The following is a 19749-nucleotide window of genomic DNA, read 5'->3' on the forward strand; positions in this document are numbered from 1 at the left end:
TCGGAACACCAACGACATGGTTTTACAACACCCTCCGGACTGCACTCAAAGCAACACAGACCAGCGCAGACTATCTGGCGGGTATTCGAGAGCTTAAATTTTTTCCAGCTTGGCGACGCTTAAATCGAGCAGCTTCATCCCAAATTGCCCGAAATTGATATGCGCCCGCGCATTCGTGCCGCTGCCCTCGATATTGACAATCACGCCTTCACCGAATTTAGGATGAGTAACCCCTTGCCCGATACGCCACGTCATAGACGGACTTTGCTTGGTCATATGTTGCGCAATACGGTTTGACTCTTCGATCGGCGCATCATCCCAGGCCGACTTTTTGCTATTGCCAAACCAGCTAGGTTGAATTTTTGGGGACAGCCATTTCAAGGACTCTTCCGGCAATTCATCAAAGAATCGTGAACGCATGTTGTAGCGCGTTTGACCATGCAACATGCGGGTTTGCGAAAAGCTCAGATACAAACGCTTGCGCGCACGCGTGATTGCCACGTACATCAGGCGCCGCTCCTCTTCAACGCCGGATTCTTCTTGTGCGCTATTTTCATGCGGGAACAAACCTTCTTCGAGTCCCGTAATAAAGACCGCATCAAACTCCAGACCTTTAGCCGAGTGCACTGTCATCAATTGCATCGCATCTTGCCCAGCCTGCGCCTGATTGTCACCTGCCTCCAAAGAGGCATGTGACAAGAAAGCCGACAGCGGTGACATCAGAGTCGGCAAGGCTGCATCCGCATCGATGATCGTTGTGCCGTCACCATTTTCCAGCAAAACTGCCGCGCTGCTAGCGGGGCCGCTGAAAGCTGGCGCCTCTTTGCCAAAACCTTCTTCCGACACAAACAGCGTTGCCGCATTGACCAACTGTTCCAAGTTTTCTATGCGGTCTGCGCCTTCTTTTTCGGTTTGATAATGCGTGATCAGGGTACTCAGATCCAGCACAATTTTGACCATTTCAGGCAAAGGTAAATTTTGTGTTTCGAAACGTGCACCTTCAATAAGCTTCACAAAATTCGCCAGCGACGTTCCAGCTTTACCGCCGACATGTCGCACTGCTGCATACAAAGAGCTCCCTTGCGCTCTGGCAGCATCCTGCAATTGTTCAATCGAACGGGCACCAATACCGCGGGTGGGGAAATTCACCACACGCAAAAATGCCGAGTCATTGTGCGGATTGTCCATCAATTGCAGGTACGCAATCGCATGCTTAATTTCAGCACGTTCAAAGAAGCGTTGACCGCCATACACACGATACGGAATATTGGCGGTGAATAAGGCATGTTCAATCACGCGCGACTGCGCATTGGAGCGATACAAAATCGCAATTTCGCTACGCAAAGAACCTTCGCGAATCAGATTTTTTGCTTCATCAATGATCCAGTTGGCTTCCTGAATATCGCTACTAGCTTCCATGACTCTGACCAATTCACCATGCCCGGCATCGGTACGTAAATTTTTACCGAGACGCTTGCTGTTATTCGCAATCAGGATATTGGCACTATCTAAGATATGACCATGGGAACGGTAGTTTTGTTCCAGCTTAATCAGATTTTTTACTTCAAATTCGCGCTCAAATGCCGACATATTGCCAACATTGGCACCACGAAACGCATAAATACTTTGATCATCATCACCCACCGCAAATACTGCGCCAGCACGGCGATTACCTGCACCAGCCATGAGTTTGAGCCATTTGTATTGCAGGTCATTGGTATCCTGAAACTCATCGACCAACACGTGGCGGAAGCGCTCCTGATAATGTTCACGCAATGGCTGATTGCGGCTCAACAATTCATAGGTCCGCAACAATAATTCAGCAAAATCCACCACGCCTTCGCGTTGGCATTGGGCATCATACAAATCATATAAGCCAACCATTTTGCGATTGAAATCGTCGTAAGCGTCGACCTGCGCTGCACGTAAGCCCTGATCCTTTGCGCTATTAATGAAATACATCAGCGTCTTAGGTGGGAATTTTTCATCGTCGATATTATTCGCTTTCAATAAGCGTTTAATAAACGATAACTGATCGCCAGAATCCAAAATTTGAAATGTCTGCGGCAAGCCTGCATCGCGATGATGGGCGCGCAATAAGCGATTACACAAACCATGGAAAGTGCCGATCCACATGCCACGCGTATTGATGGGCAACATGGCGGACAAACGCGACATCATTTCTTTTGCCGCTTTATTGGTAAATGTCACCGCCAGAATACCACCGGGCGAGACCTGTCCTGTTTGAATCAGCCAGGCAATGCGGGTCGTTAACACGCGCGTCTTGCCAGAACCGGCACCAGCCAAAATTAAAGCCGACTGCGCCGGCAGAGTAACAGCAGCGAGCTGTTCGGGATTGAGATTATGAAGTAAATTTTGCATACCCCGATTATACGGGACTGCAAGCTTGCTGCGCCCTTCTCTGCACTTCACCAAAGTACGATAGGTCAACTAAGCAAGAAGTGAAATCATATACTCCCCCTTAATTTCTTAAAAAAACCCCATTTACCATAGAAGATTAAAGGGTAATTTTATATACTCCATACCAGTATAAATAAAATACAATACCAGAAAAAAATATCCCAATTTACATTGTGTATTTAAGCGTCAATCCTATAGTTCGCGGACGCACGATGCCAAGCCGTCGTGTCGTTGGCAAATCAGCGGAGATTGCCACCGGTAAACCGGTTTCGCCAATTTTGTTGGTCAGGTTATCAACAAAAAATGCCCAACCCCAGTGGCTATTGGCAGACAATTGATTTTCACCCAAGCGCAGATTAAACATGCCAAACGCTGCTCGTTGATAAAAAGGACTGGCTCGGTCATACAAAGAATTCGTCGTTCCGGTATAGCTGTAATCAAGCCGCGCGTAGCCTGGAACACCGTTTGGCATCACCGCTGAATACTCGGCGGATGCAGACATCGTCCAGCGCGGCACGTCAACCAATTGATCGCCTTTTTTCGCATTAGTGCCAGGCACGTCATTACCTAATTCAGCTTGTGTAAAATTACCGGCAAGACGGAAATTCCATTCACGCACCGGATGATAAACTACTTCTAATTCAAGACCTTTGCTGGTCGCCGAGCCAAAATTGGCCGTAATATTAAATCCACATTGCAACACAATTTGCTGCTGTACCTGATTCCATTTAATGTAGTACAACGAGCCATTCAAAAATAATTTGTCATCCAGCCACGATGACTTGGTACCCAATTCATAATTCCAAACGGTATCTGGCGCAAATTTCACCAAAGAACTAGGACTCAGATTCAGACTAGCCACTTCGGAACCACAAACCGCAGCTGGTGCTGGATTATTTGGCCCACCAGGACGGTAACCTTTTGATGCCGTTGCATATAACAACATATCCTTATTCACTTGCCAGCCCAGATTGAATTTCGGATTCAGACCAGAGTCCGATGAGCTACCTTGCACAGTCGTAGGTACGTTTCCTACAAAAGCACCGTCAGTCTGTTGAATAAAGGTTTGATTCACTCTGAAACTGCGCAATCCAACTCTGGCAGTGAGCTGAGGTGTCATTTGGTACGAGGTTTCTTCAAACAAGGCAGTTTCACTCACCGTTGCTTCTCGTGAGCCGGTAAAAAAAGTATTTATATGCGTTCCAAACGCAGCATTGTAACCATCTGGGGTAGGAATCGATGATGCCAACGGCGCATTCACATGATGATAATATGCGCCACCAATAATTTGCCACGGTCCTTTGAAATCGGAGGTGAAACGGAATTCCTGGGTAAACTCACGATTTACATAGTCGCCCTTCATGACAGACGGATAAACGTAAGTTTGAGGTTTAGGGGAATAAAAGTAATACAACACCTTCGATGAATCTTCATCGATTTCTACATTCCTGTCGTAATAGGACGTCGATGAGAGTAATTCAAATTGATCAAAGCCTTTGCGGATAGAAACGTTTGCTAAGGTCGAGACTTGCGTACTGGGCTCAGGCACCAATCGCGCCTGCATCAAAGAGCTGATGCTGCCGGGCGGTACGTCGATCTGAAATGGTGCCCCTAAAAATGTGCGTTGATTAAATATCGACGAGGTAATGGTGAGCTGATCTTCCAGTTTGAATGACACAATCGCCCTTACCCCGGTGGTCTTCTCTGAGTTAGCGCTCTCTTGCTTAGACCCACTTGTGAGCGCGCCAAGATAATTATTCGGATCAATCTGATAGCGATTAATAAAGCCATCCTGATGCCGTTCAAACGCAGCCAGCCGAAATGCGATTTTATTGTCGACCAAAGGGATGTTCAGCATCGCATTACTACCCCAATTCAAGCCACCACCTTTAGTCTCTGAAACTGTAGCGCTTCCATTAAATTGAAATTGACTAAAATTAGGCTGCTTAGTCAGATACTTGACTGTGCCACCCATGGAGCTCGACCCGTATAAAGTTCCTTGTGGACCACGCAATACCTCAACCTGATCGATATCAAATACGGAGGGGTCAATGACGCCGCGTAAAGACAATAGTGAAGCATTGCTCGACGCGGCGATAGGAATATCATCCAGATAATAACCCACTGTTCCGGCCGTACCGGCGGACGAGGAAATACCACGCATGACCAAAATGTTTTGTCCAGGACCCGATGAGACGACATTTAAGCCTGGCGTCATGCGCGCCACATCCGCCACACTTTCTATGCCCATTTTTTCGATTTTTTCAGCATCCAATGCCGTCACACTGAGCGGTGCATTCTGCAATCGTTCTGTCCGCCTTTGAGCGGTAATCACGACTTCCTGGGTATTTTTTTCCGCTTTTTCCGCTTTTTCCGGTTCTTCCAAGCTTGTAGCACCAGCAGAATGTTGCACCTCCTGTGCCAATACCAAAGGAAAACGCGCCAGTAGTGCAGTCGCTAAGCAAGAAAGGTAAGAAATACGACGCAGACGGAGAGGATAGAAACTGATCGGTACCATGACAAACTCCTACTATCGATGATAAGCGGGTGTTTTGTGCTCGAATCGTTGATACGGGATGACCGTATAGTGCTTATGGTTTACTCGTTTGAACTTCGCTTGATGTGGCTAATTGAGACTTATATACCTCTATCATTTTTTCTAACTGCCCCGAATCGGAGAGTTGCTGAAAACCCTGATCAAAACGGGCAATAAATTCCTTGGCATTAGGTAATGTACGACGCACGACCAAATAAACTGGAACGATAGAAATGGCTTTATTCTGAAATTTAATTCTACGCTGCTCTTCCGCTGAAAAATTATTTTTTAAAAAATATAGTCCGACATCGTGATCGATAGGGAAAATATCGATGCGGCCAAGCAATAATTTTTTGAAATTTGATATATCACTGGGGGCTGGGTCTATCTTTAATTTTCCGGATGTCGTCAAAGCCGAAAATTCACTTGAGTAATAGTTCCCTTGAGTAATGCCGATATTATAAGGACTCAAATCGATCAAATGCTCCCATTTATATTCTTCGTTACTACGCTGAAAAAAAACGATTTTTAAAAAATAGATTGGCTTTGCTGAATACAATAACTTGGCGTCACGTTCCGGGCTATGCGTCCAGCCATAACTCCCATCATACAAGCCCTGCATTAAGCCATTAATGGCACGATTATTCGGCACTGCTGCAAAGGTAACCTCAACCCCACGCAACTTAAACGCTTCTCGCACCATATCCGTTAGCAAACCACCGACTTGCGTATCGTAAGAAATAAGTGGGGGATATTCTTGTTCGGTGAGAGTGATTTTCAGATGTTCTTGTGAAAACGCTTGTGGCATGAAAATGCCCGCCAACACCAATATGGCAACAAAGATGACTACCTGGCCAGAGATCATACGTAGGTAAAGCAATGTATCCCCGATATGCTGTAAGCAAAAAATGTTTATCTTCGTAAAACTACTTTTTGCGCGGTGAAGTCAGATTTTCTACATATACTTACTTGATCAACTTGAAAACTAAGTCAACATTGTCTCTCCACGAGATCACAATTCAAAGGGAAAAAATCGTACAAAACTTTACCAACTGGAGCCTGCTCTCAGTTGACGATATATCGCGCAAGTTCTAGGGTTCAGTCTAAAACAATGCTGCACAGAATGCAAAAAACTTGTGGCATTCTTTACCAAAGATAACAAAATGTCTGGCATACAACGAACCACACTAATACATCCAAGGCTAAGAAAATTAATCGGACAGCATTATTTCTTAAAATTCAGTCGGATAAACGTAAAGTATCTCAGGCGAACAAGGCGCTGAATTGTTGCGCTGCCAACTTAGGATCATCTGCCATATACACACCACTAATCACTGCCACCATCTCAGCACCGTACTGTACCAGCGGCTGACAGTTTTCTAAGGTCATGCCACCAATCACCACCTTTGGTAATTGAAATTTCTTGCCGGCATCGGCAACGATAGTCGCAGCCGTCGTCACCGCATATTTTTTGATACGAGAAGGATAAAAGCCACCAAACGCGACGTAGCTTGCGCCGCTGCTTACGGCAGTTCGTGCTAGTTCCAGATCACCATAACACGAAGCACCTAAAATTTTATCAGTGCCAATTTGTGCTCGGGCTTGTGCGACAGAAATATCCATGCCACCGACATGCAAACCGTCTGCATCCAGTTCTAAAAACAAGTCCAGATGATCATTAATGATAAATGGCTTTTGGTACTGACGGCACAACACCTGCACTGCTAGCGCCTGTTCTTTGCGCAAACCCACACTGGCAGTTTTATGACGGTACTGAACAATATTGGCACCACCTTGCAGTGCTTGTTCTGTGGCTTTCAATAGTTGTTCGGTGTCATCCCAATCTGGCGTGACGATATACAATCCACGTAAATTATTCATCATTATATTATTTGAAATTTCGCTGCGGAATTAGCTGCCCGGCAGCAACTGCATAGGCTTGCTGTAAACAATGTTGTGTATAGATTTGCGCTGTATTCAAGGCCTGCCCCAGCGATTCCCCCACAGCCAGACGACCAGCAATGGCCGATGCTAAAGTACAACCGCTACCGTGAAATTCACCCGGCAATCGTGGCCACAACCACTCTTGTTTTGGCTGTAAATATTGTGCCTGATACCAACAGTTTTTGACCTGGTCTTCAGCGCCATGACCACCTTTGACTAAGACATCAGCTGACGTCTCTTGCAGCAAGCACTGTGCCTGTGCGACATAACCGTCAATGGATGGACACAAGCGAGACAATTCCGGAAGATTAGGCGTAATCAAGCTCGCAACGCCAAGCAAAGGCTGTATCGCCGCCACCGCATCATCGAGCGACAAACTATCCCCATGGCCACTGCCCAATACAGGATCAAGTACCACCTGCAAATCTGGCTGCTGTTGTTTCAGTTTCAAAATAAAGTTAGCAATAGCTGCTCCATTTTTTTTATGGGCGACGATACCAATCTTGACGACCTTGACTGGTATTTTAGCAACCAGCGTCATCGCTTGCTGTAAGATAATTTGCGCATCAACGGCATGCACTGCATAAGCATGGTCATTATCTTGTACCGTCAAAGCGGTAATCACAGGCAAGGCATGTGCACCTTGCGCTGCGATCGCTTCGATATCAGCCTGAATCCCGGCACCACCGCTGGGATCGTGACCAGCGAACACCAACACGCAAGGACGTTTTTCAGCTTGCATCAAACTATACGTCCAGCCATCGGTGATGAAGGCGAGGCTGCAAATTTGCGTGGCATACGTCCCGCTAAAAATGCTTCGCGTCCAGCTTCCACCGCCAACCCCATCGCGCGTGCCATACGTATAGGATCGCGCGCACCCGCAATTGCCGTGTTCATCAACACCCCATCACAACCAAGCTCCATCGCAATCGCCGCATCAGACGCTGTGCCGACACCGGCATCGACCAGTACTGGTACTTTAGATTGCTCGATGATCAGCGATAAATTCCAAGGATTTAAAATACCCATCCCCGAACCAATCAACGAAGCTAAAGGCATGATGGCAACACACCCGATATCTTCCAACATTCTTGCCTGGATCGGATCGTCGCTGCAATACACCATTACATCAAAACCTTCATTGACCAGGGTTTTAGCGGCTTTTAAGGTTTCTGGCATATTCGGGAATAAGGTCTTTTCGTCACCCAATACTTCGAGTTTGCATAACTTATGTCCACCTAATAATTCACGCCCCAATTGCAAGGTGTAGACCGCGTCTTCGGCGTTATAACAGCCAGCAGAATTAGGCAGTATGGTGTACTTCGAGGGCGGCACCGCATCAAGCAAACTTGGCGCATTAGGGTCTTGACCAATATTCACACGACGTATCGCCACCGTGATAATTTCTGCGCCAGCAGCTTCTGTTGCTAAGCGTGTTTGTTCCAAATCTTTGTATTTGCCACTACCGACCAACAGGCGTGAGCGGTAGGTCTTTCCGGCAATCGTTAAACCATTTTCGGTTTGCATTTCAAATTCCTTTTCAATTTTACCAACAGCGCAAGCGACTCAGATTCGTCAGGCACGAAGAGCATCTTCTGATTTCCTGTCTCGTCCACTTCGTCAGGCACGAAGAGCACCTTCTGATTTCCTGTCTCGTCCACTTCGTCGCTTGCAAGCGACTCAGATTCGTCAGGCACGAAGAGCACCTTCTAATTTCCTGTCTCGTCCACTTCGTCGCTTGCAAGCGACTCAGATTCGTCAGGCACGAAGAGCATGCTCTTCGTGTCCTGTCTCATCCACCGCCAATTGCGCGGACGATGTCGACTTTGTCGTTGATCCGTAATGACTGACTAATCCACTCATGACGAGGAATAATCTGCCGATTCACTGCCACAGCAATATTTTTTTGACTGAGATCGAGAATGGCAATTAAATCGTTGACTGTGTTTCCTTCAGTGAGCAGATAGGGGCTTCCGTTTAATTCAATATCCATAAAAGGTTCACTGTTTGCGGTAAATTTCTGCACCGTTTTTTACAAATTCAACCGCCTTGACTTCCATCCCTTGCTTCAATGCAGCGACCTCTGAAATGCCTTGCTTTGCCGCGTAGTCACGCACTTCCTGGGTGATTTTCATGGAGCAGAAATGCGGGCCACACATAGAGCAGAAATGCGCAACTTTGGCGGAATCTTTAGGCAAAGTTTCATCATGGAATTCACGTGCCTTATCCGGGTCAAGACCGATATTGAATTGGTCTTCCCAACGGAATTCAAAACGTGCTTTCGACAAGGCGTTGTCGCGAATCTGCGCGCCCGGATGACCTTTCGCCAGATCAGCGGCATGCGCTGCAATTTTGTAGGTAATGATGCCGTCTTTAACGTCGACTTTATTTGGTAAGCCCAGATGTTCTTTTGGCGTCACGTAGCACAGCATCGCCGTGCCATACCAGCCGATTTGGGCAGCGCCAATGCCAGACGTAATGTGGTCGTAACCTGGTGCAATATCGGTCGTCAATGGTCCCAAAGTATAGAACGGTGCTTCGTGACATTGTTCTAATTGCAGATCCATGTTCTCTTTGATCAGATGCATCGGTACGTGACCAGGCCCTTCGATCATGACCTGGACATCGTGCTTCCAGGCGATTTGTGTCAGCTCACCCAAGGTTTTCAGTTCACCCAATTGTGCTTCGTCATTGGCATCATAAATAGATCCCGGACGCAAGCCATCGCCTAAACTAAATGACACGTCGTAGGCTTTCATGATCTCGCAAATGTCTTCAAAATGCTCGTACAAGAAGCTTTCTTTGTGATGCGCTAAACACCACTTTGCCATGATAGAGCCACCGCGAGAAACGATCCCCGTCATACGCTTTGCCGTCAGCGGTACGTATTGCAAACGCACACCCGCGTGGATCGTGAAATAATCGACACCCTGTTCAGCTTGTTCAATCAACGTGTCGCGGAAAATTTCCCAAGTCAGATCCTCTGCTTTGCCATTCACCTTTTCCAAGGCCTGATAAATAGGCACAGTGCCGATCGGTACTGGTGAATTGCGGATGATCCATTCGCGCGTTTCGTGGATATGTTTGCCCGTCGATAAATCCATCACATTGTCACCACCCCAACGGATTGCCCAGGTCATTTTTTCGACCTCTTCACCGATTGACGATGTGACCGCGGAGTTGCCGATATTAGCGTTGATTTTGACTAAAAAGTTACGACCGATAATCATCGGTTCGACTTCCGGATGATTGATGTTGGCCGGGATAATCGCGCGACCACGAGCGACTTCAGAGCGGACAAATTCTGGTGTAATTTCTGCCGGAATCGATGCGCCAAAAGATTGCCCTGGATGCTGACGTCCCATCATGTCAGCTAACTTATTCCCCATAGGCCCAGAGGCTTTTAAATTTTCTAAATATTCTTTGCGTTGCAGGTTTTCACGGATCGCGATGTACTCCATCTCCGGCGTGATGATGCCTTGACGTGCATAGTGCATTTGCGAGACATTTTTACCAGCTTTAGCACGACGTGGCAAACGTTTTAAATTGAAACGTAACTCTGCTAATTGTGGATCGTTCAGGCGTTCCTGACCGTATTTTGAACTAGGGCCAGACAACTCCTCAGTATCATCGCGTTCAGCAATCCAGGCGCCGCGTACAGACGCTAAACCGGAACGGATATCAATGCTGACGTTCGGGTCCATGTAAGGGCCTGAGGTGTCATAGACATAAATCGGTGGATTTTTTTCTGCGCCAAAAGAAGCGGGGGTATCAGATTGGCTGATTTCACGCATGGGAACGCGGATGTCGGGACGACTACCTTGTACATACACTTTGCGCGAATTTGGCAGCGGCGCAATGGCGGCTTCGTCAACTGTCGCTGTCGCGGACAGAAATTTAGGATTGGCATTCATTAATTTTGGCTCCTTTGCTTGTTGGCATGGAGCCAGCAAAGGAGTTTCTAAAAACACGATGCGCGAGATGTCGGATAAAGCAAACACAAAACATGACACTGGCACGATTTTTAGCGGCTTCCCTTCGCTGGCATTATCCAGATCAGGTTCGAGGGTATTTCTCACCCGATATCAACATTGATATCAGGACCCCTAGCATTGTTTAACTTGGCAGCGCTACGATGATTGGTAACTCTGCGTTTGTGGCGGCATTATAGCGCCATCTCAGGATTCTGAGAAAAAGATTATGCAAGAACATTTATTTTGAAACGGGCAAATCTAATTTAGCAGGACCAAGAACTTCAATCAGATCCACCATGCCAGAACTCACGGCAGCCGCCAGATCTTCCTCTAAAAACGGCAGTGCCGATTCTGAATCAACCATGATTTTTGCAATACCATAGGCACGATTACGGCCATTTGCCTTGCCGAGATACAGAGCCATATCGGCAATTTGCAAGGCTTTCTCCCAATCTAATTTCAATTCAGAAATATCTGAAAATGGCAGTGAAATAAATCCCGCTGTCATCGTCACCTGCACTTCATGTTCCCCAGCGGCGATACTGGTTCCACCGACAGATTGTAAAACCCGTTCAACTAAACCCGCGATTTGTGAAGGATTGGATTTTGGGGAATAGACTAAAAATTCCTCACCGCCCCAGCGTAAGACCATATCTGTGTCACGTACGACCTTACGCAATCGTTGTGCCACCTGAATCAGCACTGCATCCCCTGCTGCGTGACCTAAGGTGTCATTAATGTGCTTGAAGTGATCGATATCAAGCAAAATCAGACAGTCAGGATTGCCTTCTCTCTCTTCTCGTCTGTCTGCTTCAAGTTGTACGCTCCTGGTTTTCATCAATTCAACAAAAGAACGACGGTTATACAAACCAGTCAGAGGATCACGTATCGCATGGAATTCTAATTGGCTATTCGCTTCCCGCAATTGTTGATTGATACGCTGGACACGTCGATAAAGCAAGTAAATGAAGATACCAACCATGATCGTTACCATGGCGCCCAGCATAGTGATGACTTGTTGCAGGCTATGGTTGCGGATATCGGCATCTTTTAAGGCATTTTCTTTACCCAACAATTCAATTTGTTTTTGTCGCTGTTTGGCATTGAATTGCTCTTGCAAGCCTGCAACTGCTTTTGAGCGATCGGCGCTGAATAACTCGTTACTTAAGCTCTGCTGTTGACGCAGCGTTGCCAATGCCTCTTTATACATACCGGCTTTTTCGTACATATTGGCTAGTTCGCCGATAACGCTTTCTGCATCTGTCTTGCGTCCGGATTGCAGGAAATCATGTATCACACCATTGACCAATTCAACCCCACTTGCGATCCGTCCTTGCCCTGCCAGTGAAAAACCCAAATTAATTTTAGCGATGTCGATTGAGCCCTTATCACCAAGAGCCTCAGCACGCTTAAGGCTGAGCCTAGCGAACTCTTCGGCTTTCTTATATTCATTCGTCGTCAAATAATGATCACTGATATCAATCAGGCAAATCACTTCAAAGGTAGCCATGCCCGCTTCGCGAGCTATCTTTAATGCCCGTTTATATGCCTCAACAGCTTTAGCATCTTGATTCAAGTTCGCATAGGCAATCCCTTGACTCAGACTCAATGATGCCAAAATCTTGGGAGCGCGCGCTAGTGGAGAAATTTCTAATGCCTCATCAACAGTTGCCAGCGCCTTCTCTGGATCTTTCATGTTGATGTACAATTTTGCGATGGAATCAAGCCGGCGAATGCGGTTTTCCACTTTACGCTCAGGCAATTCATCCGTGAGCTTCAGCGCCTCCAAGAAATATCTCAATGACGAATCAAAATTTCCGAGGACATAACTGGCAGTTCCTAATGCACTATCCAAACGCATTTTCAGCTCGGCGGATGCATCCGGTTGCAAAGAACTGTCGATCAGGTTGAGTTTATTGAGAGCTTCTTGCGGTTTGCCATCTTCGATCAACTTATATGCCGCCATAATATTGGCGATACCGATACCTTCAACATCTTTTTCTGCTGTTGCAAGAGCAAGGAGCTCGTTAATTGTCGCTTCGCTGGACTTAATTTTTCCAGCGTCATAATAAAGACTGACCAATACCTCGAGAGTTTGCAGTCGGATCTGCACCGGGGTTGCAGCGCTTTGCTGCTCTTTGACCACCAAAAGGCGCTTTAAAGCCTCGGTGTTATCACTATCGCCTAAGGTCAGAATGCTGGCTATTTGCTCCTTTTCAAATGCCTCGTTCGCGTAGGCACGATGTCCAAGCAGCATCACTCCCACCAATGTGCACACGCTGAAACGTACGATAGCCAGCAACTTTTTATTCAGCATAGGTATCAATTTGGCAGTAAATTTGGCGATAGATTCAATAATAATTTTAACAACAAAGTAGTGACAATGAATTTGTTGCTCATCCTAACACTATATAAGGAAAGTTGAAAAAAATGACAGCAAATACAAGATTTTCATTTATGTGATTGAAAAAAAGTAGCTAAAGTCCCACAGATCTGAAATATTTTTTACCAGAAATCCCCGGCGATAGCGGCGTCAACAACTGCTCAGTCATTTATAATCAATGGTTTAGCACACTCATCACAGATCATCATGGAACTAGCGAAGTCTTTCGAACCAGCAGAAATCGAACAATATTGGCGCTCTGAATGGGAGCAACGCGGCTATTTCGCAGCCAGCATGGACGATGGCAAACCATCTTTCTCTATCCTGCTACCGCCACCAAACGTGACTGGCACGCTGCACATGGGGCACGCGTTCAACCAGACGATTATGGATGGTTTGACTCGCTACTACCGTATGCGTGGTTACAACACGGCGTGGGTACCGGGCACTGATCATGCTGGTATTGCCACCCAAATCGTCGTTGAACGTCAGCTCGATGCACAGAAAATTTCGCGCCACGACCTTGGTCGTGAAAAATTCTTAGAAAAAGTCTGGGAATGGAAAGAAAAATCCGGCTCCACGATTACCAGCCAGATGCGCCGCATGGGTGCGTCAGCCGACTGGGATCGTGAATATTTCACGATGGATGCTGAACGCTCTACCGCAGTGACTGAAGTTTTTGTTCGCTTAGTCGAACAAGGCTTGATCTACCGCGGTAAGCGTCTGGTCAACTGGGATCCAGTCCTCGGCACAGCAGTTTCTGATCTGGAAGTGGTATCGGAAGAAGAAGATGGCTTTATGTGGCATATCCGCTACCCCTACGCCGATGGCAGCGGACATCTGACCGTAGCCACCACCCGTCCAGAAACTCTGCTGGGCGACGTTGCTGTGGCAGTTGATCCTACTGATGAACGTTACATACATCTGGTTGGAAAAATGCTGAAATTGCCGCTGACCGATCGTGAAATTCCTATCATCGCTGACAGCTATGTCGATAAAGAATTTGGCACTGGTTGTGTCAAGATTACGCCTGCGCATGATTTGAACGATTACGCAGTAGGTCAGCGCCACCAATTAGAACTGATTTGCATCATGACACTCGATGCAAAGATCAATGAAAATGCACCAGCCGCTTATCAAGGCATGGATCGTTTCGTCGCGCGCAAACAAATCGTTGCCGACCTCGATGCACAAGGCTTGCTGGCAGAAGTCAAGCCACACAAATTGATGGTTCCACGTGGCGACCGTACTAACGTGATCATCGAACCGATGCTGACTGATCAATGGTTTATGGCGATGAGTAAGCCAGCGCCAGAAGGGACACACTTCCCTGGCAAATCTATCGCTGAAGTAGCACTTGAAAAAGTCGCTTCCGGTGAAATCAAATTCGTACCGGAAAATTGGACTAATACCTACAACCAATGGCTGAACAATATCCAAGACTGGTGTATCTCACGCCAATTGTGGTGGGGCCATCAAATTCCGGCATGGTATGGCGACAACGGTGAAGTATTCGTTGCTCGTAATGAAGCAGACGCTAAGGCCAAAGCAGCAGCGGCTGGCTACACGGGCGCATTGAAACGTGATGATGACGTGCTTGATACCTGGTTCTCGTCAGCACTGGTGCCGTTCTCCACGATGGGCTGGCCAGAAGAAACGCCAGATATGAAACACTTCTTGCCATCCTCCGTGCTGGTAACAGGTTTTGATATCATTTTCTTCTGGGTCGCGCGTATGGTTATGATGACCACGCACTTCACAGGCAGAATCCCATTTAACACGGTCTATGTCCATGGTCTGGTACGCGATTCCAGCGGCCAGAAAATGTCTAAATCCAAAGGCAATACCCTCGACCCTATCGATCTGATTGACGGCATCAAGGTTGATGATCTGGTTGCTAAACGTACTGCGGGCTTGATGAATCCTAAGCAAGCAGCATCGATTGAAAAAGCCACACGCAAAGAATTTTCTGATGGCATTCAGGCATATGGTACCGATGCGATTCGTTTCACCATGGCGAGTTATGCATCTTTAGGCCGCAACATTAACTTCGATCTGGCACGCTGCGAAGGCTACCGTAATTTCTGTAATAAATTGTGGAATGCAACCCGCTTTGTTCTGATGAATACCGAAGGCAAAGATTGTGGTTTTAGCGCTGATATTACTGATGCGGATCTCGATTATTCAAAAGCAGACAAATGGATTATCTCTGCGATGCAACGCACCGAAGCAGAAATCGAAAAAGGCTTTGCTGAATACCGCTTCGACAATATTGCTTCAGCGATTTATAAATTTGTGTGGGATGAATACTGCGACTGGTATCTGGAAGTATCCAAGGTACAAGTTCAACATGGCACCGAAGCGCAGCAACGTGCAACGCGCCGCACTTTATTGCGCGTATTGGAAGTGATTCTGCGTCTTGCTCATCCTGTCATTCCGTTTGTGACAGAAGCGTTGTGGCAAACCGTCGCACCACTGGCTGGCAAGCAACTCAATCCAGCGGGTGACTCGATTATGATGCAGCCGTATCCAATCGCAGTAGCAGCTAATATTGATGAATCTGCCGAAGCCTGGATGCATGCTCTGAAAGCCATGACGGATGCATGTCGCAATCTGCGTGGTGAAATGCAATTATCGCCAGCCTTGCGCGTTCCACTGTTGTTGCAAGCTGCAAACGCTGATGACAAAGCACGCCTGCAATCTTTTGCGCCGTATTTGCAAGCATTAGCAAAATTGTCTGAAGTGGACGTGGTCGACAGTCTGCCAGAATCTCCGGCACCGGTTTCTATTGTTGGCGAATCCAAACTGATGCTAAAAGTTGAGATTGACGTTGCAGCAGAACGTGAACGTTTATCCAAAGAAATTACGCGTCTGGAAACGGAAATTGCTAAAGCGGAAGTCAAACTCAGCAATGAAAGTTTTGTTGCGCGTGCACCAGCAGCGGTAGTGGCACAAGAGAAAGAAAGAATGGCGAATTTCTCCGCAACATTGGTCAAACTGCGCGAGCAATTGGCAAAACTGCCGGTAGCCTAAGTCAGCACTGCATCCGTTGTTAAAGTACTTGCTCTAAAATTTTGTACGTGGTGATCAGCTTCACCACGTACAATTAATTGAGCTGATATTCTGGCTGGATCAAAGATCCCGACCAGAAACAAAAACTATATCGACAATGGAGACAACATGAAAAAACTCGGACTGATCGTCATCCTCTTCTCTATCGCCCTCGCGCCATTCGCGCATGCCGAAGATTCTCCAGTTGGTCTTTGGAAAAATATCGACGACAAAACAGGTAAGCCGAAAGCCTTAATTCGTATCATCGACAACAGCGGTGAATTGCAAGGGAAAATCGAGCGCTTGTTTCTTGAGCCAGATGCAGACAAAAATCCTAAATGCGATAAATGTGAAGGCGTCAATAAGGATCAACCGATTATTGGTATGACGATTTTGTTCGGATTAAAGAAAGACGGCGATGAATACACTGGTGGAAAAATTCTCGACCCGGGCAATGGCAAACTGTATAGCAGCAAAATTACGCCGGTAGAAAACTACAAAAAACTCAATGTGCGCGGTTATATAGGCACACCATTTTTGGGTCGTTCCCAAATTTGGGTGCGAGAACAATAATGCTCAGCGCTCAGGACAATAAATAGTATTGCAATAAAAAAGGAGCCTCGGCTCCTTTTTTATTGCAGCAAAACCGCACCTCACAGAACGCATGCACCCCGCGCGGAACTTCGTCGTGCAAACTGGCGGGCACCCCGCCTTACAAAATCCGCGATCGATCAATAGACTGCTGAATCAGAAACTATGACCCACTTTGATCACAGCCAGGTTAGCGCCCGGGTTAGGATGTTTGATCGCGCCATTTGAAAAATGCTGTACCTTCAACGCTACATCCCAGCCACTGTCAAATACATAACCTACGCCCAAATGATCACCGAACTGAAATGCGGTAGAAAACTGACGATTATTATTACTGTAAATATGTGAAAACAGATGAAAACCAATCGCCGCTTCACCGTACAAACCTTTTCGGTTGTCGTTTTGCCAGCGGAATACGGGCGTGATGCCGATATCGGTAATATTCTGCGTATCTCCCTCAACACCTTTATAGGCATTGTTACGCCATTGGGTCAATGTTGCATCCCAATAGCCACCGATGAAGTTACCATTCGATTTATACCATTGGTTGTCCCAGTTCCATTGCGCACCTGCACGCACAAACTGAGAACGGTTACCGGAAGCAAATTCACCTGATACTGAATCGATTGCGGATGCATTCAAATGCAACAGCGCCAATCCCAATCCAGCTAATATTATTTTTCGATTCAAGATTTTCATATATTGGGTCTACAAGTTGTCAAGACAGCAGCGATACAGAATAGCATAAATTCGATTTTCACAAGCAACATCACTTCATTTGAAAAGCGTTATCATAAGAACGAGATAATAACGCGAACTTCCAACAACAAATGATGATGCAACATAATAAAGAACATGTCGCTTTTTTAGGCACAGGGCTGATGGGATTGCCAATGGCTATGCGCTTATTGCAAGCGGGCTATCCACTTACCGTCTGGAATCGCACCAAAGCCAAAACACAGCCGCTTGTCTTGGCTGGTGCAAAAGTCACTGATTCCGCTGCCGCTGCCGTCAATAGCGATGGATGGCATGCCGATATTATCATTACGATGCTCGATTCTGGCCCGGTAGTTGAAGAAGTACTGACACAAATCGCGCCAGCATTAAACGCAGGTAGCATCGTGATCGACATGAGCTCAACCAAACAATCGGAAGCGCTTAAGTTCCATGCTTTACTTGAAAACCAAAGAGTTGCATTCATCGATGCACCGGTTTCCGGCGGCGTGATCGGCGCACAAAACGGCAAGCTCGCTATTATGGCTGGCGCAAGTGAAATCAGTTTCTCTCGGGTGAAAGAGGTCTTATCAGTTTTTGGTCAGGTCACACGCGTTGGCGAACCTGGAAGTGGTCAACTGGCTAAGTTGTGCAATCAAACTATCGTCGGCGGCACCATCAACATCGTGGCCGAGGCGCTGTTACTAGCGCAAGCCGGTGGCGCTGATCCTGCCGCTGTACGCCAAGCCTTGCGTGGTGGCTTTGCCGAAAGCCGGATATTGGAAGTACACGGCCAACGCATGCTCGACCGCAATTTTACCCCTGGCGGACAAGTAAAATCACAAGCCAAGGACATGCGCAACATACTGGATGCAGCGGAGAATTTTCAGCTCGAGTTGCCACTGACGAATCAAGCTGCCGCTATTTTTGAACGCTTGCTCACCAGTCATCCGGGCGCCGATCATTCTGCGGCGTTGCTTGAATTGGAAAACCGCAATCCGGGAATAAGGTTAGGGAAGAAAGAAAATCAATTCTCCTGAACCAAGGGTGAACTACGGGTCAGAATGTCGCTGAAAAACAATTTAATCAGCGATCACACGACGGCATACATTTAATGCTGCTCACGTTTCAGATTCGAATGTGCCTATACTTCTTTCTGGTAAAGTGAGTGCAAGTAAAAATAGAATTATTTTTTTTATTTTCGTCCTATGTTCTATTTTTTTATTGATCAATCCCAACACACGTTTCAGTTTTGACAGGTTGCTGAAATCTGCCATGAAGTTAAGTGAATCATTGCATCGCAGAGGATATTCAGGGAATTTCTTGCGGAAAGTATAGGCCTGTTTCTCCGACTGACCTAAACGAGCGCCAGCCAATTGAAATTGCTTTAGCGGTGACAACAACATCGCACGGTAGCGCTTAGTTGGCGCACCTACCTGATTGTTGCCATGTTGTCGATACAAAATAGTTGCCTCGTCAATATGCGAAACTTTGCCAAAAGTACTCGCGATGAGCAATAACCACCAATCATGCATGGCGGCTGTTGTTGGGACAGGCAATGCTAAATCCAACAATTTACGATTAAATATCATCGTACAGCCGGGGGCAACATTGGCTAAGAAAATATGCTTTGGATATAAATAACTGTCAGGTACGAGCTTTTGCGCTTTAAAAAAGGACTGATCAGTAATATTCAAATCGCGATCAGTCACGTGCAAATCGGAGAATACCAATAGCGGGACGTTTTTCCCAGCCTGAGACTCTAATTTAATCAATTCTTCTATCGATCTCTGAATTTTATTTTCAAGCCAGAAATCATCCTGGTCACTTAGCATAATATATTCAGCATTCGTGTGCTGAAGGGCACAATTAAAATTGCTGATAATACCGGGTTGTGTACACGTAACAAGTTTAACCTGAGGATGCTGCTTAGCAAGCTCCATCACAATTTTTGCAGTGCCATCGGTCGACATATTGTCCGAAACAATAATCGAACCAAGTGAAAAGCCTTCTACATCGATTTTACAGGTGAGTATAGAAAAAATTTGTTCAGAGATATATTTTTCTCCGTTGTAGGCTGCAAGAGCGATATCTATCGTAGGCATAAAATAAAATCATTTAAATCAAATGTATCC

The 19749-nt window shown here is 46.5% G+C and carries 15 protein-coding genes and 1 riboswitch; of the genes, 3 read left to right on the top strand and 12 right to left on the bottom strand.

Translation table 11 applies throughout. The features are described from left to right. Positions 1–93 precede the first annotated feature (93 nt). From ACO0KY_RS04675 to ACO0KY_RS04720, 10 genes are all read right to left on the bottom strand, one after another. Positions 94–2382 carry a UvrD-helicase domain-containing protein gene (locus ACO0KY_RS04675; protein WP_423044644.1) on the bottom strand — a complete coding sequence of 763 codons (2289 nt, stop codon included), beginning with the start codon at positions 2380–2382 and terminating at the stop codon, positions 94–96. 205 nt (positions 2383–2587) lie between these two features. Further along, on the bottom strand, positions 2588–4939 hold the full coding sequence (locus ACO0KY_RS04680) for a TonB-dependent receptor (RefSeq protein WP_423044645.1): 2352 nt from the start codon (positions 4937–4939) through the stop codon (positions 2588–2590). A 73-nt stretch (positions 4940–5012) separates the two neighbouring features. Beyond that, positions 5013–5837, bottom strand: a complete 825-nt coding sequence (locus tag ACO0KY_RS04685) for a substrate-binding periplasmic protein (protein WP_423044647.1) — start codon at positions 5835–5837, stop codon at positions 5013–5015. 383 nt (positions 5838–6220) lie between these two features. Next, a complete protein-coding gene (thiE, locus tag ACO0KY_RS04690; RefSeq protein ID WP_423044648.1) occupies positions 6221–6841 on the bottom strand; it encodes a thiamine phosphate synthase in 621 nt (206 codons plus the stop codon). Between the two features lie 4 nt (positions 6842–6845). Continuing rightward, entirely contained in the window at positions 6846–7643 is a 798-nt protein-coding gene (thiD, locus tag ACO0KY_RS04695) for a bifunctional hydroxymethylpyrimidine kinase/phosphomethylpyrimidine kinase (RefSeq protein ID WP_423044649.1), read from the bottom strand. Continuing rightward, positions 7643–8428, bottom strand: coding sequence for a thiazole synthase (locus ACO0KY_RS04700; RefSeq protein WP_423044650.1), 786 nt, complete (start codon positions 8426–8428; stop codon positions 7643–7645). Before ACO0KY_RS04700 ends, thiD begins: the two co-directional genes overlap by 1 nt. Further along, positions 8407–8598 (bottom strand): hypothetical protein, encoded by a 192-nt coding sequence (locus tag ACO0KY_RS04705; RefSeq protein ID WP_423044651.1) that lies wholly within the window; start codon positions 8596–8598, stop codon positions 8407–8409. The genes ACO0KY_RS04700 and ACO0KY_RS04705 overlap by 22 nt, the downstream gene beginning before the upstream one ends. Before the next feature lie 95 nt (positions 8599–8693). Next, complete coding sequence (gene thiS, locus ACO0KY_RS04710; protein WP_186911271.1) at positions 8694–8894, bottom strand: sulfur carrier protein ThiS; 201 nt, start codon at positions 8892–8894, stop codon at positions 8694–8696. 7 nt (positions 8895–8901) lie between these two features. Continuing rightward, positions 8902–10815: a phosphomethylpyrimidine synthase ThiC gene (gene thiC / locus ACO0KY_RS04715; RefSeq protein WP_423044652.1), complete on the bottom strand. Its 1914-nt coding sequence runs from the start codon at positions 10813–10815 to the stop codon at positions 8902–8904. Positions 10816–10917: 102 nt separating this feature from the next. Next, positions 10918–11019, bottom strand: a riboswitch (TPP riboswitch). A 94-nt stretch (positions 11020–11113) separates the two neighbouring features. Beyond that, positions 11114–13192, bottom strand: coding sequence for a tetratricopeptide repeat-containing diguanylate cyclase (locus ACO0KY_RS04720; protein WP_423044653.1), 2079 nt, complete (start codon positions 13190–13192; stop codon positions 11114–11116). 273 nt (positions 13193–13465) lie between these two features. Here ACO0KY_RS04720 and ACO0KY_RS04725 point away from each other — a divergent pair, with 273 nt between their 5' ends. After that, the gene (locus ACO0KY_RS04725; RefSeq protein ID WP_423044654.1) at positions 13466–16291 is read left to right on the top strand and encodes a valine--tRNA ligase; all 2826 of its coding nucleotides are present in this window, start codon (positions 13466–13468) and stop codon (positions 16289–16291) included. Positions 16292–16438: 147 nt separating this feature from the next. Beyond that, entirely contained in the window at positions 16439–16882 is a 444-nt protein-coding gene (locus tag ACO0KY_RS04730; RefSeq protein ID WP_423044655.1) for a DUF2147 domain-containing protein, read from the top strand. Positions 16883–17056: 174 nt separating this feature from the next. Here the strand turns inward: ACO0KY_RS04730 and ACO0KY_RS04735 are convergent, their stop codons facing one another. Then, positions 17057–17599 carry an acyloxyacyl hydrolase gene (locus ACO0KY_RS04735; RefSeq protein WP_186911267.1) on the bottom strand — a complete coding sequence of 181 codons (543 nt, stop codon included), beginning with the start codon at positions 17597–17599 and terminating at the stop codon, positions 17057–17059. 137 nt (positions 17600–17736) lie between these two features. On the opposite strand from ACO0KY_RS04735, the gene ACO0KY_RS04740 reads away from it, so the two are divergent. Next, positions 17737–18654 carry an NAD(P)-dependent oxidoreductase gene (locus ACO0KY_RS04740; protein ID WP_423044656.1) on the top strand — a complete coding sequence of 306 codons (918 nt, stop codon included), beginning with the start codon at positions 17737–17739 and terminating at the stop codon, positions 18652–18654. Between the two features lie 81 nt (positions 18655–18735). On the opposite strand, the gene ACO0KY_RS04745 is transcribed toward ACO0KY_RS04740, so the two are convergent. After that, positions 18736–19719: a glycosyltransferase family 2 protein gene (locus tag ACO0KY_RS04745; protein WP_423044657.1), complete on the bottom strand. Its 984-nt coding sequence runs from the start codon at positions 19717–19719 to the stop codon at positions 18736–18738. Between the last annotated feature and the right edge of the window lie 30 nt (positions 19720–19749).

Origin of the sequence: Undibacterium sp. Dicai25W (assembly GCF_049340505.1) — a bacterium.
In the GTDB taxonomy this organism is placed as follows: Bacteria; Pseudomonadota; Gammaproteobacteria; order Burkholderiales; family Burkholderiaceae_D; genus Undibacterium; species Undibacterium jejuense.

Bases quoted from the DNA above. Each gene is read 5' to 3' on its own strand.
- ACO0KY_RS04675 (WP_423044644.1), bottom strand. From the start codon at position 2,382: ATGCAAAATTTACTTCATAATCTCAATCCCGAACAGCTCGCTGCTGTT.
- ACO0KY_RS04680 (WP_423044645.1), bottom strand. From the start codon at position 4,939: ATGGTACCGATCAGTTTCTATCCTCTCCGTCTGCGTCGTATTTCTTAC.
- thiE (WP_423044648.1), bottom strand. From the start codon at position 6,841: ATGATGAATAATTTACGTGGATTGTATATCGTCACGCCAGATTGGGAT.
- thiD (WP_423044649.1), bottom strand. From the start codon at position 7,643: ATGCAAGCTGAAAAACGTCCTTGCGTGTTGGTGTTCGCTGGTCACGAT.
- ACO0KY_RS04700 (WP_423044650.1), bottom strand. From the start codon at position 8,428: ATGCAAACCGAAAATGGTTTAACGATTGCCGGAAAGACCTACCGCTCA.
- thiS (WP_186911271.1), bottom strand. From the start codon at position 8,894: ATGGATATTGAATTAAACGGAAGCCCCTATCTGCTCACTGAAGGAAAC.
- thiC (WP_423044652.1), bottom strand. From the start codon at position 10,815: ATGAATGCCAATCCTAAATTTCTGTCCGCGACAGCGACAGTTGACGAA.
- ACO0KY_RS04720 (WP_423044653.1), bottom strand. From the start codon at position 13,192: ATGCTGAATAAAAAGTTGCTGGCTATCGTACGTTTCAGCGTGTGCACA.
- ACO0KY_RS04725 (WP_423044654.1), top strand. From the start codon at position 13,466: ATGGAACTAGCGAAGTCTTTCGAACCAGCAGAAATCGAACAATATTGG.
- ACO0KY_RS04730 (WP_423044655.1), top strand. From the start codon at position 16,439: ATGAAAAAACTCGGACTGATCGTCATCCTCTTCTCTATCGCCCTCGCG.
- ACO0KY_RS04735 (WP_186911267.1), bottom strand. From the start codon at position 17,599: ATGAAAATCTTGAATCGAAAAATAATATTAGCTGGATTGGGATTGGCG.
- ACO0KY_RS04740 (WP_423044656.1), top strand. From the start codon at position 17,737: ATGCAACATAATAAAGAACATGTCGCTTTTTTAGGCACAGGGCTGATG.
- ACO0KY_RS04745 (WP_423044657.1), bottom strand. From the start codon at position 19,719: ATGCCTACGATAGATATCGCTCTTGCAGCCTACAACGGAGAAAAATAT.